This window comes from Burkholderia sp. MSMB1078WGS (genome assembly GCF_001528895.1).
GTDB lineage: Bacteria > Pseudomonadota > Gammaproteobacteria > Burkholderiales > Burkholderiaceae > Burkholderia.
In genome coordinates this window covers 291,970-306,195 of sequence record NZ_LPDI01000025.1, presented here as the reverse complement: position 1 = coordinate 306,195, position 14,226 = coordinate 291,970, and the positions used below count along the sequence as shown (strand labels likewise).

Sequence of the window (14,226 nt, the reverse complement as noted above, 5' to 3'; positions counted from 1 at the left end):
CATGAGCGAACCGCTGCAACGAAACGAATCCGAAAACGCGAAGGCCGAAGCCAGCTACGTGGTGCCGGGCCTCGAGCGCGGGCTGCGCATTCTCGCCGAATTCTCGCCGCGCGAGCCCGTGCTCGGCGCGCCCGAGTTGTCGAAGCGGCTCGGCATTCCGCGCACGACGGTGTTCCGTCTGCTGCAGACGCTCGAATCGCTCGGCTTTCTCGAACGCGCGGACAAGGATCGCAACTACAGGCTCGGCGTCGCCGTGCTGCGGCTCGGCTTCGAATATCTGAGCTCGCTGGAGCTGACCGATCTCGGCCTGCCGGTGATCGAGAGCCTGCGCGATGCGACCGGCTTCACGACGCACATCGTGATTCGCGACGGCCGCGACGTGGTGTTCGTCGCGAAGGCGCAGAGCCAGTCGCCGGTGTTCAGCTCGATCCGCGTGAACGTCGGCACGCGGCTGCCCGCGCATGCGACGACGCATGGCCACGTGCTGATGGGCGACCTGTCGCTGAAGGAGCTGCGTGCGCTGTATCCGGAAGGCGCGCTGAGCCGGATGACGAGCGCGACGCCCGAAACGGTCGATGCGTTGTACGAAGTGATCCGCGAGGATGCGCTGCGCGGCTACGGCGTCAGCAATTCGTCGTTCGAGCGCGGGATCTCGGTCGTCACGGCGCCGGTGCGCAACGAGACGCAGCGGATCGTCGCGTGCATCACGGTGACGGTGCCGCGTCCGGAGATCGACGCGGCGCTGATCGCCGACGGGCTGATCGACAAGGTGCAGCGCGCGGCGGCGGAATTGTCGCGTCGGCTCAATTATCGCTCGGATGACGAGCACACGTTTCTCAAGGCTTTAGGACTCCGATGATTCAGATCGATCTCACCGGGCAGGTGGCGGTGGTGACGGGCGGTTCGTCCGGCATCGGCCTCGCGACGGCCGAACGGTTCCTGCAGGCGGGCGCGTCGGTCGCGATTTGCGGCCGCGACGGCGACCGCCTCGCACGCGCCGAGGCGATGCTGCGCGACAAGTACGCCGATGCGCAACTGCTGGCCACGCGCTGCAACGTGCTCGACGAAACCGACGTGGCCGGCTTCGCGCAAGCGGTGTCCGCGCGTTTCGGCCGCGCCGACATGCTCGTCAACAATGCCGGCCAGGGCCGCGTATCGACCTTCGCCGACACGACCGACGACGCGTGGCGCGAAGAACTCGAACTGAAGTACTTCAGCATCATCCGCCCGACGCGCGCGTTCCTGCCGCTGCTGCGCGACGCGCAGGCGCCGACGATCACCTGCGTGAATTCGCTGCTCGCGTTGCAGCCGGAGCCGCACATGGTCGCGACGTCGTCGGCGCGTGCCGGCGTGCTCAGCCTCGTGAAGTCGCTCGCAGCCGAGCTGGCGCCGCAGCGCATCCGTGTGAACTCGATCCTGATCGGCATCGTCGAGTCGGGGCAGTGGCGCCGCCGCTACGACACGCAGGCACAGCCCGGCGAAAGCTGGGAGGACTGGACGGGCGCGCTCGCCCGCAAGAAGAACATTCCGCTGAATCGCTTCGGCAAGCCCGACGAGGCCGCCTGGGCACTTTTTTATCTCGCAACGCATCTGTCGTCCTACACGACGGGCAGCCATATCGACGTTTCTGGAGGCTTTGCACGCCATGTCTGAAAAAACCACGGTTGGCGAGCTGATTGCCGCCTTTCTCGAGCAGTGCGGCGTGAAGACCGCATTCGGTGTCATCTCGATCCACAACATGCCGATCCTCGACGCGATCCACTCGCGCGGCAACATCCGGTATGTCGGTGCGCGCGGCGAAGCGGGGGCGTTGAACATGGCCGACGGGCTGGCCCGCGTGTCGGGTGGCCTCGGCGTCGCATTCACGAGCACGGGCACGGCGGCGGGCAATGCGGCCGGCGCGATGGTCGAAGCGCTGACGGCCGGCACCGCGCTGCTGCACGTGACCGGGCAGATCGAGACGCCGTACCTCGACCAGGATCTCGCGTACATCCACGAAGCGCCGGACCAGTTGTCGATGCTCGACTCGATCTCGAAGGCGGCGTTCCGCGTGCGCACGGTCGAAACCGTGCTGCCGACGATTCGCGAAGCCGTGCGCATCGCGCAGACCGCGCCTACCGGCCCCGTGTCCGTCGAGATCCCGATCGACATCCAGGCGGCCGAAATCGAATGGCCGGAAGATCTCGCACCCGCACACGTCGCGGTGCGCGAGCACGACGAAGCCCGCGTCGCGAAGCTCGCCGACGCCCTCGCGGCCAAGCGCCGCCCGCTGCTGTGGCTCGGCGGCGGCGCGCGTCACGCACGTGCGGAAGTCGAACGCCTCGTGAAGCTCGGCTTCGGCGTCGTGACGAGCGTGCAGGGGCGCGGCGTGCTGCCCGAGGATCATCCGGCGACGCTCGGCGCGTTCAACGTGCACGCGTCGGTCGAAGCGTTCTACAAGACCTGCGACGCACTCGTCGTGGTCGGCTCGCGCCTGCGCGGCAACGAAACGCTGAAGTACAAGCTCGCGCTGCCGCAGCCGCTGTTCCGCATCGATGCCGATGCGCTCGCCGACAACCGCGGCTATCGCAACGCGTTGTTCGTGCATGGCGATTCGAAGCGCGTGCTGGCCGAGCTGGCCGATCGCCTCGAAGGCCGCCTGTCGGTCGACCCGCAATTCGCGGCCGATCTCGCGGCGGCCCGCGAGGCGGCAGTGGCCGACGTGGCGAAGGGCCTCGGGCCGTACAAGAAGCTCGTCGACACGCTGCAGGCTGCCGTCGGCCGCGACTACAACTGGGTGCGCGACGTGACGATCTCGAACAGCACGTGGGGCAACCGCCTGCTGAAGATCTTCGAGCCGCGCTCGGGCGTGCATGCGCTCGGCGGCGGCATCGGCCAGGGCATCCAGATGGGCATCGGCGCCGCGCTCGCGGGCGCGGCGGCGAAGACGGTCTGCCTCGTCGGCGACGGCGGCCTGATGGTCAACGTCGGCGAGCTCGTCACGGCCGTGCAGGAAAACGCGAACGTGATGATCGTGCTGATGAACGACCAGTGCTACGGCGTGATCCGCAACATCCAGGACGCGCACTACGGCGGCCGCCGCTGCTTCGTGCAACTGCACCAGCCCGATTTCGCGCAGTTCTGCGCGAGCTTCGGCCTCACGCACTACCGGATCACGTCGCTCGACCAGGCCGACGCGATCGTGCGCGAAGGGCTCGCGAAGGAAGGGCCGGTGATGGTCGAGGTCGACATGCTGTCGGTCGGCTCGTTCGCGTCGGCATTCGCCGGCCCGCCGGTGAAGAAGGAAGCGCCGACGGAGCGCCAGTATGCGTAACGGGCAACAGCGGGCGCATGCCCCCGTCGACGTCGCGATGATCGGCTTCGGCGCGATCGGCGCGGCCGTGTACCAAGCGGTCGAGCACGATGCGTCGCTGCGCGTCGCGCACGTGATCGTGCCGGAACACCAGCGCGCGGCGGTGCAGGACGCGCTCGGCGGCGCGGTGGAGGTCGTGTCGTCGGTCGACGCGCTGGCCCGCCGCCCCGAGTTCGCGCTCGAATGCGCGGGCCACAGCGCGCTCGTCGACCACGTCGTGCCGCTGCTGAAGGCCGGCACCGATTGCGCGGTCGCGTCGATCGGCGCGCTGTCCGATCTCGCGCTGCTCGACGCGCTGTCGCAAGCGGCCGACGAAGGCGGCACGACGGTGACGCTGCTGTCCGGCGCGATCGGCGGCATCGACGCGCTGGCGTCCGCGAAGCAGGGCGGCCTCGACGAAGTGCTGTACGTCGGCCGTAAGCCGCCGCTCGGCTGGCTCGGCACGCCGGCCGAGGAACTGTGCGATCTGCGCGCGATGACCGAGGAAAAGGTGATCTTCGAAGGCACCGCGCGCGACGCCGCGCGGCTGTACCCGAAGAATGCGAACGTCGCGGCGACGGTCGCGCTCGCGGGCCTCGGCCTCGACGCGACGCACGTGCGCCTGATCGCCGATCCGGCGGTCGCGCGCAACGTGCACCGCATCACCGCGCGCGGCGCATTCGGCGAGATGTCGCTGGAAATGAGCGGCAAGCCGCTGCCCGACAACCCTAAGACGTCCGCGCTGACGGCGTACAGCGCGATTCGTGCGCTGCGCAACCGCGCGGCCCGCTGCGTGATCTGACCGGACCATCGAGCGTCCGCCCGCGCCACGGCGAGGGCGGATGTGCAGAGACAGATTTGTGGGACTTGTGACATGACTCCTTTCGATACGAGCCTCGTACCCGACGGCGACATCCTGATCGGCGGCGAGTGGCGGCGCGGCCGTGGCGCGCCTTACACGAGCATCTATCCGGCCGACCAGTCGCCGAACATGGAAGTATCGACGGCGAACGCGGAAGACGCGGCCGACGCCGTCGTGGCGGCCGACGCCGCATGGCGCCGCGCCGACTGGGCCGGGCTGAAGCCGCACCAGCGCGCGCAGGTGCTGTACCGCATCGCCGATCTCATCATGCAGCGCCACGAGGCGCTCGCGAACCTGCAGCGCCGCGACAACGGCAAGCCGATCGGCGAGACGCGCGTGCTGGTGGCCAGCGCCGCGAACACGTTCCGCTATTTCGCGGCCTGCCTCGAAACGCTCGACGAGGAGCTGACGCCGTCGCGCGGCGACTACCTGACGATGAGCGTGTACGAGCCGATCGGCGTGATCGCAGCGATCACGCCGTGGAATTCGCCGATCGCGTCCGATGCGCAAAAGCTCGCGCCGGCGCTGGCCGGCGGCAACGCGGTGGTGCTCAAGCCGGCCGAGGTCACGCCGCTCGTCTCGCTCGCGCTGGCGCGCATCTGCGAGGAAGCGGGCGTGCCGAAGGGCGTGCTGAGCGTGCTGCCGGGCAAGGGCTCGGTGATCGGCGACGTGCTCGTGCGTCATCCGCTCGTGAAGAAGGTGTCGTTTACCGGCGGCACCGAAGTGGGTCGCGGTATCGCGCGCATCGCGGCCGAGAAGCTGATGCCCGTGTCACTCGAACTCGGCGGCAAGTCGCCGACGATCGTATGCGACGACGCCGATCTCGACCACGCGGTCAACGGCGTGCTGTACGGCATCTTCAGCTCGTCGGGCGAAGCGTGCATCGCCGGTTCGCGACTGTTCGTGCAGCGCGCGATATACGACGAATTCATGAAGCGCCTGGTGGCCGGTGCACGCAAGCTGCGCGTGGGCGACCCGACGCGACCCGACACGCAGATGGGCCCGCTGATCACCGCGAAGCATCGCGAATCGGTCGAACGCTACGTGGCGCTCGGGCTGGAAGAAGGCGGCCGCCTGCTGTGCGGCGGCGAGCGGCCGACGGGCGACGGGCGCGAGAACGGCTTCTTCTATCAGCCGACGATTCTCGAAGGCTTGCCGAACAGCGCGCGCATCTGCCAGGAGGAAATCTTCGGGCCGGTGCTGGTCGCGATGCCGTTCGACGACGAAGCGTCGTTGATCGCACAGGCGAACGACAGCGTGTTCGGGCTGGCTGCGGGCATCTGGACCCGCGACTACAAGCGCGCGTGGCGCATCGCGCGCGCGCTGGAGACGGGCACCGTCTGGATCAACACGTACAAGCTGTTCTCGATCTCCACGCCGTTCTCGGGCTGGAAGGAGAGCGGGATGGGGCGCGAGAAGGGGCGTCTCGGCATCCGCGAATACATGCAGCAGAAGAGCCTCTACTGGGGCTTGAACGACGCGCCGCTGCCGTGGGCGAACTGAGCGAAGGGGAATGACGCAATGAGCATTTTGGGAATCGAGCAGATCACCTACGGTGTCGACGACCTCGCCGCGTGCCGGCGCTTCTTCGCCGACTGGGGGCTGAAGGAAGTCGCGCACGACGACACGCGTGCGCGTTTCGAGACGCTGAACGGTTGCACCGTGCTGGTCGTGAAAGCCGACGATCCGTCGCTGCCGCCCGCGTTCGAAGCAGGCCCGACGCTGCGGGAAGTCACGTGGGGCGTCGCGACGCAGGGCGAACTCGACGCATTGCGCACGAAGCTGGCCGGCCAGCCCGGCTATTACGCGCAGGACGATGCGCTCGGCTGCATCGACCCGAACGGGATGGCGATTCGCGTCGAAGTCACGCGCAAACGCGCACTCGACATCGCGGGCTCGCCGTCGAACGTTTGGGGCCGGACGCTGCGCGTGGATCAGCCGAGCCCGATCTATGCGCGTGCGGAGCCGGTGGAGGTCGGACATGTCGTGTTCTTCACGAACTGCCTCGACGCGCAGGAAAGGTTCTATCACGAGTTGCTCGGCTTCGAGACGTCGGACCGGTATCCGGGCCGCGGCGCGTTCATGCGCTGCGCGCCGCACGGCGGCCATCACGACCTGTTCCTGCTCGCGCTGCCGAACGGCAAACGCGGCCTGAACCACGTCGCATTCACCGTGCGCGACATCCACGAAGTATTCGGCGGCGGCATGCACATCGACCGCTGCGGCTGGGAAACGCAACTCGGCCCGGGGCGTCACCCGGTGTCGTCCGCGTACTTCTGGTACTTCCAGAATCCGGCCGGCGCGCTGATTGAGTACTACGCGGACGAGGACGTGCTGACGCCGGACTGGCAACCGCGCGAATTCGAACCGGGGCCGACCGTGTTCGCCGAGTGGGCCGTCGACGGCGGCCTGGACGGCAACACGCGCCGGCAGAAGAACGCGAAGGCGCCGGAAGGCAAGTTCATGACGGAGCGCAAATGATGCCCGAAGCGAATACGCCCGCGCAGCCCGCACCGGGTGCGGTCGTCGTGATCGGCGGCGGCCAGGCCGCCGGCTGGGTGTTGAAGACGCTGCGCGCGGAGGGGTATGCGGGCCGTCTCGTGATGATCGCCGACGAGCCGCACCTGCCGTACGAGCGCCCGCCGCTGTCGAAGGCCGTGCTGGCCGGCGACGCCGACATCGAGACCGTGCGCGTCGTGCGTCCCGACGAATTCGACGCGCTGAACGTCGAGGCATGGCAGCCGGAACGCGCGGCGTCGATCGACCGCACGCGGCGCGTGGTGAAGACCGAAAGCGGCCGCGAGATCGAATATGACCGGCTCGTGATTGCGACCGGCGGCACGTCGCGCCGCTTGCCCGATGCGCTCGTCAACACGCCGAACCTGCATTACCTGCGCACGCTCGACGAAGCGGCCGCGCTCGGCGAGAAGCTGCGGGCGAGCCGGCGCGTGCTCGTGATCGGCGGCGGCTGGATCGGCCTCGAAGTCGCGGCGACCGCGCGCAAGCTCGGCGTAGACGCCGTCGTGGTCGAAGGCGCGCCGCGGCTGTGCGGGCGTTCGGTGCCGCAGATCGTGTCCGACTTCCTGCTCGACCTGCATCGTTCGAACGGCGTCGACGTGCGCATGGGCGCGGCGCTCGCGTCGCTCGACCCGCAGCCGGACGACGCGTCGAAGGTACGCGCGACGCTCGCCGACGGCACGACGATCGACGCCGATTTCGCGGTGGCCGGCATCGGTCTCGCACTGAATGCGTCGCTGGCGAGCGACGCGGGGCTCGCGGTCGACGACGGCATCGTCGTCGACGAATACGGCGCGACCAGCGACCCCGCGATCTTCGCGTGCGGCGACGTCGCGAACCATCACAACGGCTGGCTGAAGCGGCGCGTGCGGCTGGAATCGTGGGCGAACGCGCAGAACCAGGCGATCGCGGCCGCGAAAGCCGTGCTCGGCGTGCGCGCACCGTACGCGGAGATTCCGTGGTTCTGGTCCGATCAGTACGACGTGAACCTGCAGATCCTCGGCGATCTGCCGGCCGATGCGCAGCTCGTCGTGCGCGGCGATCTCGCCGCGCGTCGTGCGACGCTGTTTTTCGTGGGCGACGGACATGTGAGAGGTGTCGTCGCCGTGAACAACGCACGCGAGCTGAAGCTCGCGCGCAAGTGGATGAACCAGGGCCGGGCAGTGGATACGGAAGCCCTGGCAGACACGACCCAAGCGCTTGCCTGACCGGCCCAACCGGAAAGAGACCCCAGGAGACACCTCGCATGAGCACTTTCGACAACGTCGTGGCCGGCAGGGCCACGATGGAAGCTGCCGCCTCCACGCCCGGCGCGATCATCGCGCGACTCGAGCGGCTTCCGGCCAACGCGATGCAGATCCGCGCACGCGTGCTGATCGGCACCGCGACGTTCTTCGACGGCTTCGACGTGATCACGATCGCGGCGACGCTGCCGCTGCTGATTCACAAATGGGGGCTGTCGCCGACGCAGATCGGCATGCTGATCGCGTCCGGCGCGATCGGCCAGCTGATCGGCGCATTCCTCTTTCCCGCGCTCGCGGAAAAGCATGGCCGCGTGAAGGCCATCGCGTGGAGTTCGGCCGTGATCGGCATCACGAGTATCGCGTGCGGCTTCGCGCCTACGTTCGAGGTGTTCGTGCTGCTGCGAATCCTGCAGGGGCTCGGGCTCGGCGGCGAGTTGCCGGTCGCGGCCACGTACATCAACGAAATCACGCGCGCGCATGGCCGCGGCCGCTTCGTGCTGCTGTACGAGATCGTGTTCCCGATCGGCCTGCTCGTGTCGATGGCGCTCGGCGCGTGGCTCGTGCCGCGCTTCGGCTGGGAAATCATGTACTTCGTCGGCGGGCTGCCGGTGATCCTGTCGCTCGTGCTCACGCGCCTCGTGCCGGAATCGCCGCGCTGGCTCGCGTCGCGCGGGCGGCTCGCGGAGGCCGGGCGCGCGGTCGGCATGTTCGAAGGATCGGTGCGCGGCGAGCTGCCGCCGGTCACGCAAGCGGCCGCGTTCGACGAGATGGTGCGCCAGCATCCGAAGCGCAGGATGAGCGACCTGTTCAGCGCCGCGTATCGCAAGCGCACGCTCGCGGTGGCGACGTTGTGGGCGACCTGCGGGTTCATTCAGTACGGGCTGTCGACGTGGCTGCCGACGATCTACAAGAACTTCTATCATGCACCGCTGCAGCTCGCGCTGAACCTTGCGGTGATCGGCTCGGTGATGGGCGTGCTCGGGTCGCTGGCCTCCGCGCTGCTGGTCGACAAGCTCGGCCGCAAGCCGGTGATCGTGTGGTCGTTCGTGCTGTGCGCGCTGTCGCTGGCGCTCGCCGGCATCTATCACGCGTCGTCGGTGTATGTGGTCGCGGTCTTCTGTTCGCTGTCGCTCGGGCTGATGGCGTCGGGGTTCATCACCGCGTACGTCTATACGCCCGAGCAGTATCCGACGAGCATCCGCGCGTCGGGCTGCGGGCTCGGCAGCGCGTGGCTGAAGATCGCGTCGTTCGTCGCGCCGATGGTCGTGCCGCATGCGATCATCGGCGGGAACCTCGCGCCGGCGTTCTATCTGATCGGCGTGGTGCCGCTGATCGCGGCGCTGACCGTGCACTTCGTCGGGATCGAGACGAAGGGGAAGGTGCTGGAGGCGCTCGAAGCGTAAGCGCGGCCGGTAGTCACGGATGATGTGCATAGGCCCGGCGGATGTTGCCCGGGCCGCTTCATTTCACGGCGATCCGGTCGTTTCATGTCGGGTGCCGCGAACGGGCGCCATGGTTGGTGCACGGCTCGCGTGTTCTAATTCACGGTCACGATTTTCATCAGACCGTCGCCATGCCCCTGTTCGAACCCGTCACGCTGCATACCTCCCGCCTCGTCCTGCGGCCGCTTCGCGACGCCGACGCACCGACTTTCTTCGAGATCTGGTCCGATGCGGAAGCGATGCGCTACTTCTCGTTCTCGCCGATGACGGAGATCGAGCAGGCCGAGGCGCGCGTCGCGCGCAACGTGCAGACGTCCGCGAGCGGGGAGAGCCTGGTCTGCGTGCTCGAACTGCGGGAAACCGGCGAAGCGCTCGGCGAATGCGCGCTGTTCCATGCGAACGCGCAATGCCGGCGCGCCGAGATCGGCTTTTGCCTGCGGCGCACGTTCTGGCGCGGCGGATACATGCGCGAAGCGGCGTCGGCGATGATCGATCATGCGTTCGGCACGCTGCGGCTGAACCGGCTCGAGGCCGATATCGATCCGCGCAACGTCGCGTCGGCGGGGTTGCTCGAACGGTTGGGTTTCGTCCGGGAAGGTCTGCTGCGCGAACGATGGATCGTCGGCGACGAAGTGTCGGACAGCGCACTGTACGGGTTGCTGGCGAGCGATCGCGGTGCGTAAGTGGCCGGCTTGCCGGATTTCTCGCCCGAACGTACCCTTGGTCGAATCCACGGCCCGAACGCAGGTATTGACCATGCAAGCCCATCCTCTGCGCCTTTCCCCCGGCGACGATCTGCGCGGCGCCATCGAAGCAGCGTTGCATCGGCAGGATTCGCACGCGGCCTTCGTGATCCAGGGCATCGGCAGCCTGAGCGTCGCGCAGTTGCGCTTCGCCGGCGCCGACCAGCCGGCCGAGCTGCGCGGCGACCTCGAAATCCTGACGCTGGCCGGCTCGGTGTCGCCGGACGGCGCGCATCTGCATATGTCGGTCTCGGACGCGGACGGCCGCGTGACGGGCGGCCATGTTGCGCCCGGCTGCGTGGTGCGCACGACGGCCGAGATCCTGCTCGCGCTGCTGCCCGCGCATCGTTTCTCGCGCGAGCCCGATGCGGGCACCGGCTTCAACGAACTGGCGATTCGTCGCGAGCCGGGCGGCGGCGCCGCATGAGTGTCGCGCGCGGCGCTAGAATCGCCGGTCATCGAAGCGCGCCCCGTTACCGCTCATTCCGCAAGACGCAATCCATGAAAAAAAGCGCCGCGGCCTGTCGGCCCGCGGCGCCTTTCGGTGCGCTGCGACGTCGACCACCCGCCGCAGCCCGACTGCGTGCTTACAGCTGCACGGTGTCGGCCACTTCCTTGAAGTCCTCGATCTGGTCGAAGTTCATGTACTGGTAGATCTTGTCGCCGTTCGCGGTGAGCACGCCCATGTCGGCCATGTACTCTTCCTTGGTCGGGATTTTGCCCAGACGCGAGCAGATCGCCGCCAGTTCCGCCGAGCCGAGATACACGTTCGTGTTCTTGCCCAGACGGTTCGGGAAATTGCGGGTCGACGTCGACATCACCGTCGCGCCTTCGCGCACCTGTGCCTGGTTACCCATGCACAGCGAGCAGCCCGGCATTTCGGTGCGTGCGCCAGCCGTGCCGAACACGCCGTAGTGACCTTCTTCCGTCAGCTGCTTCTGGTCCATCTTGGTCGGCGGCGCGACCCACAGCTTGACCGGAATGTCGCGCTTGCCTTCCAGCAGCTTCGACGCGGCACGGAAGTGACCGATGTTGGTCATGCACGAGCCGATGAACACTTCGTCGATCTTCGCGCCTGCGACGTCGGACAGCGTCTTCACGTCGTCCGGATCGTTCGGGCACGCGACGATCGGCTCGTGGATGTCGGCGAGGTCGATCTCGATCACGGCCGCGTATTCGGCGTCGGCATCCGGCGCGAGCAGTTGCGGGTCGGCCAGCCACTGTTCCATCGCTGCGATGCGGCGCTGCAGGCTGCGCGGATCCTGGTAGCCCTGCGCGATCATCCACTTGAGCAGCGTGATGTTGCTGTTCAGGTACTCGATGATCGGTTCCTTGTTCAGGCGCACCGTGCAGCCGGCGGCCGAACGCTCGGCGGACGCATCCGACAGCTCGAACGCTTGCTCGACCTTCAGGTCGGGCAGGCCTTCGATTTCGAGGATGCGGCCCGAGAAGATGTTCTTCTTGCCTTGCTTGGCGACCGTCAGCATGCCTTGCTTGATCGCGTACAGCGGAATCGCGTTGACGAGGTCGCGCAGCGTGACGCCCGGCTGCATCTTGCCCTTGAAGCGGACCAGCACCGATTCCGGCATGTCCAGCGGCATCGTGCCGGTGGCGGCCGCGAACGCGACGAGGCCCGAGCCTGCCGGGAAGCTGATGCCGATCGGGAAGCGCGTATGCGAATCGCCGCCGGTGCCGACGGTGTCGGGCAGCAGCATGCGGTTCAGCCACGAGTGGATCACGCCGTCGCCCGGGCGCAGCGCGATGCCGCCGCGCGTGCTGATGAAGTTCGGCAGCGTCTGGTGCGTCTTCACGTCGACCGGCTTCGGATACGCGGCGGTATGGCAGAACGACTGCATCACGAGATCGGCCGAGAAGCCGAGGCACGCGAGGTCCTTCAGTTCGTCGCGGGTCATCGGGCCCGTGGTGTCCTGCGAGCCCACCGAGGTCATCTTCGGTTCGCAGTACGTGCCCGGGCGCACGCCCTGGCCTTCCGGCAGGCCGCATGCGCGGCCGACCATCTTCTGCGCGAGCGAGAAGCCCTTGCCGCTGTCGGCCGGCTGGTGCGGCAGGCGGAACAGCGTCGACGGCGGCAGGCCCAGCGCTTCGCGCGCCTTCGCGGTCAGGCCGCGGCCGATGATCAGCGGAATGCGGCCGCCGGCGCGCACTTCGTCGAACAGCACGTCGGACTTCACCTGGAATTCGGCGATGACCTTGCCGTCCTTCAGCGCCTTGCCTTCGTACGGGCGCAGTTCGACCACGTCGCCCATGTTCATTTGCGACACGTCGAGCTCGATCGGCAGCGCGCCGGCGTCTTCCATCGTGTTGTAGAAGATCGGGGCGATCTTGCCGCCGAGGCATACGCCGCCGAAGCGCTTGTTCGGGACGAACGGGATGTCTTCGCCGGTGAACCACAGCACCGAGTTGGTGGCCGACTTGCGCGAGGAGCCGGTGCCGACCACGTCGCCGACGTAGGCGACCAGGTGGCCCTTTTCCTTCAGCGATTCGATGAACTTGACCGGCCCGCGCTTGCCGTCTTCTTCCGGCGTGATGCCCGGGCGCGCGTTCTTCAGCATCGCCAGCGCGTGCATCGGGATGTCCGGGCGGGTGGTGGCGTCCGGCGCCGGCGACAGGTCGTCGGTGTTGGTTTCGCCCGTGACCTTGAACACGGTGATGGTCAGGCTTTCCGGCACTTCCGGGCGGCTCGTGAACCATTCGGCATCCGCCCAGCTTTGCAGCACGGACTTCGCGTGCGCGTTGCCCTTGTCGGCGAGTTCCTTCACGTCATGGAACTGGTCGAACATCAGCAGGGTTTTCTTAAGCGCGTCGGCGGCCACTGCGGCGACGGCTTCGTCGGACAGCAGTTCGATCAGCGGCTGGATGTTGTAGCCGCCGAGCATCGTGCCGAGCAGCTCGGTGGCGCGCGCACGCGAGATCAGCGGGCAGGCGGTCTCGCCCTTGGCCACGGCGGCCAGGAAGCCGGCCTTCACGCGGGCGGCTTCGTCGACGCCCGCGGGCACGCGATGGGTGATCAGCTCGAGCAGCGTCTGCTCTTCGCCGGCGGGCGGGTTCGTCAGCAATTCGACCAGTTCGGCGGTCTGCTGAGCCGTCAGCGGCAGGGGAGGAATACCGAGCGCGGCGCGGGCGGCCACGTGAGCACGAAAGTTTTCAAGCATGGGGAGACCTGCTGATATTGCGTTTGAGGGGAAGGCCTTGCCGGCACTCCGGGGCGATTCCAGGCACTGCTTTGAGCGGAATTCTAATCTCAACGGGGTGCAACGTCAAATGTCTTATGTCTTATATAAGAGTTGAGGCGCGGAAGACGAGGGGTACGGATGCATGGAACGAGGCCGTGTTGCCGGTCGTATGGTGCAGGAAAAGGCGCTGGATCTGCTATCGGGACGGTGCGATGCTCCCGGCCAGCGACGGCCGGACATCGCAGCCGCCACGTACCGCTACGGCACGGGGGCGGCGGGCTCGCGAGCCCGCATCCGGAGGCCGATGAAAGCGGGCATCGCCGGAACGGCCTCGAGCATCCGGACGACTGACGCGTTGCCGACATGGCCTGCGGCCCGATCGATGCGACGATGAAGCCGTAGCGCAGGGGCGCGGTTTACTTGTGCTTGGCGCGATACGCGTCGAGATTTTTCCGTGCCTGCGCGCGGATCGCGCGCTGCATGAAAGGCGTCCAGCCGAGCAGGGCGCCTTTCGTCCCGAGCGCCTGACGCGCCCAGCGCCACAGGTCGAAATGGTCGCGATGCTCGACGATGCGTCCGTCGCGAAACCGGAATCGCGCATCGATCCGGTTGACCACTCTCCGTCCGGTCGCGGCGAACCGGTAGTGCGCGCTCCACTTCGCGCGCCCGGCCTGGTCGTCCGCGGCAACTTCGCCGAACGTCAGCGAGAATTCCTGCGCCCGCGCGACCAGCATCCGCCACATGTCGTGTGCGAGTTCGCCGCGCAGTTCGCCGAATGCGGGATCGCTGAATACGACGTCGTCGGCATAGCACGCGAGCATCGCATCGATGTCGCGCTGCTGGAAGGCCGTGTAGAAGCGCTGGATCAACGCGGTGTTCGGATCGGTCATGTC

General features: G+C 67.6%; 12 protein-coding genes. 10 read left to right on the top strand and 2 right to left on the bottom strand.

Going from position 1 to position 14,226, the window contains the following annotated elements; translation table 11 throughout:
• The first annotated feature begins 1 nt into the window (after position 1).
• The 10 genes from WT24_RS06175 (at position 2) to WT24_RS06130 (ending at position 10,566) form a co-directional block, all read left to right on the top strand.
• Entirely contained in the window at positions 2-859 is an 858-nt protein-coding gene (locus WT24_RS06175) for an IclR family transcriptional regulator (RefSeq protein ID WP_060031935.1), read from the top strand.
• Entirely contained in the window at positions 856-1,653 is a 798-nt protein-coding gene (locus WT24_RS06170) for an SDR family oxidoreductase (protein ID WP_059500232.1), read from the top strand. Before WT24_RS06175 ends, WT24_RS06170 begins: the two co-directional genes overlap by 4 nt.
• Entirely contained in the window at positions 1,646-3,313 is a 1,668-nt protein-coding gene (locus tag WT24_RS06165) for a thiamine pyrophosphate-binding protein (RefSeq protein WP_060031934.1), read from the top strand. The genes WT24_RS06170 and WT24_RS06165 overlap by 8 nt, the downstream gene beginning before the upstream one ends.
• Complete coding sequence (locus tag WT24_RS06160) at positions 3,306-4,133, top strand: aspartate dehydrogenase (RefSeq protein ID WP_060031933.1); 828 nt, start codon at positions 3,306-3,308, stop codon at positions 4,131-4,133. The genes WT24_RS06165 and WT24_RS06160 overlap by 8 nt, the downstream gene beginning before the upstream one ends.
• Positions 4,134-4,205: 72 nt before the next feature.
• Positions 4,206-5,696 (top strand): aldehyde dehydrogenase, encoded by a 1,491-nt coding sequence (locus WT24_RS06155; RefSeq protein ID WP_060031931.1) that lies wholly within the window; start codon positions 4,206-4,208, stop codon positions 5,694-5,696.
• A gap of 18 nt (positions 5,697-5,714) precedes the next feature.
• Positions 5,715-6,674, top strand: a complete 960-nt coding sequence (locus WT24_RS06150) for a VOC family protein (RefSeq protein ID WP_060031929.1) — start codon at positions 5,715-5,717, stop codon at positions 6,672-6,674.
• Positions 6,674-7,918 carry an NAD(P)/FAD-dependent oxidoreductase gene (locus WT24_RS06145; protein ID WP_060032086.1) on the top strand — a complete coding sequence of 415 codons (1,245 nt, stop codon included), beginning with the start codon at positions 6,674-6,676 and terminating at the stop codon, positions 7,916-7,918. The genes WT24_RS06150 and WT24_RS06145 overlap by 1 nt, the downstream gene beginning before the upstream one ends.
• A 38-nt stretch (positions 7,919-7,956) precedes the next feature.
• Positions 7,957-9,357, top strand: coding sequence for an MFS transporter (locus WT24_RS06140; protein WP_059500237.1), 1,401 nt, complete (start codon positions 7,957-7,959; stop codon positions 9,355-9,357).
• Positions 9,358-9,527: 170 nt separating this feature from the next.
• The gene (locus WT24_RS06135; RefSeq protein WP_060031927.1) at positions 9,528-10,079 is read left to right on the top strand and encodes a GNAT family N-acetyltransferase; all 552 of its coding nucleotides are present in this window, start codon (positions 9,528-9,530) and stop codon (positions 10,077-10,079) included.
• A gap of 73 nt (positions 10,080-10,152) precedes the next feature.
• Entirely contained in the window at positions 10,153-10,566 is a 414-nt protein-coding gene (locus tag WT24_RS06130) for a PPC domain-containing DNA-binding protein (protein ID WP_060031925.1), read from the top strand.
• 160 nt (positions 10,567-10,726) lie between these two features.
• Here the strand turns inward: WT24_RS06130 and acnB are convergent, their stop codons facing one another.
• The gene (acnB, locus tag WT24_RS06125; RefSeq protein WP_059500240.1) at positions 10,727-13,312 is read right to left on the bottom strand and encodes a bifunctional aconitate hydratase 2/2-methylisocitrate dehydratase; all 2,586 of its coding nucleotides are present in this window, start codon (positions 13,310-13,312) and stop codon (positions 10,727-10,729) included.
• A 437-nt stretch (positions 13,313-13,749) separates the two neighbouring features.
• Positions 13,750-14,223, bottom strand: a complete 474-nt coding sequence (locus WT24_RS06120) for a nuclear transport factor 2 family protein (protein ID WP_060031923.1) — start codon at positions 14,221-14,223, stop codon at positions 13,750-13,752.
• Between the last annotated feature and the right edge of the window lie 3 nt (positions 14,224-14,226).

Coding starts and splice junctions, on each gene's coding strand:
- WT24_RS06175 (WP_060031935.1), top strand. CDS start 2: ATGAGCGAACCGCTGCAACGAAACGAATCCGAAAACGCGAAGGCCGAA.
- WT24_RS06170 (WP_059500232.1), top strand. CDS start 856: ATGATTCAGATCGATCTCACCGGGCAGGTGGCGGTGGTGACGGGCGGT.
- WT24_RS06165 (WP_060031934.1), top strand. CDS start 1,646: ATGTCTGAAAAAACCACGGTTGGCGAGCTGATTGCCGCCTTTCTCGAG.
- WT24_RS06160 (WP_060031933.1), top strand. CDS start 3,306: ATGCGTAACGGGCAACAGCGGGCGCATGCCCCCGTCGACGTCGCGATG.
- WT24_RS06155 (WP_060031931.1), top strand. CDS start 4,206: ATGACTCCTTTCGATACGAGCCTCGTACCCGACGGCGACATCCTGATC.
- WT24_RS06150 (WP_060031929.1), top strand. CDS start 5,715: ATGAGCATTTTGGGAATCGAGCAGATCACCTACGGTGTCGACGACCTC.
- WT24_RS06145 (WP_060032086.1), top strand. CDS start 6,674: ATGCCCGAAGCGAATACGCCCGCGCAGCCCGCACCGGGTGCGGTCGTC.
- WT24_RS06140 (WP_059500237.1), top strand. CDS start 7,957: ATGAGCACTTTCGACAACGTCGTGGCCGGCAGGGCCACGATGGAAGCT.
- WT24_RS06135 (WP_060031927.1), top strand. CDS start 9,528: ATGCCCCTGTTCGAACCCGTCACGCTGCATACCTCCCGCCTCGTCCTG.
- WT24_RS06130 (WP_060031925.1), top strand. CDS start 10,153: ATGCAAGCCCATCCTCTGCGCCTTTCCCCCGGCGACGATCTGCGCGGC.
- acnB (WP_059500240.1), bottom strand. CDS start 13,312: ATGCTTGAAAACTTTCGTGCTCACGTGGCCGCCCGCGCCGCGCTCGGT.
- WT24_RS06120 (WP_060031923.1), bottom strand. CDS start 14,223: ATGACCGATCCGAACACCGCGTTGATCCAGCGCTTCTACACGGCCTTC.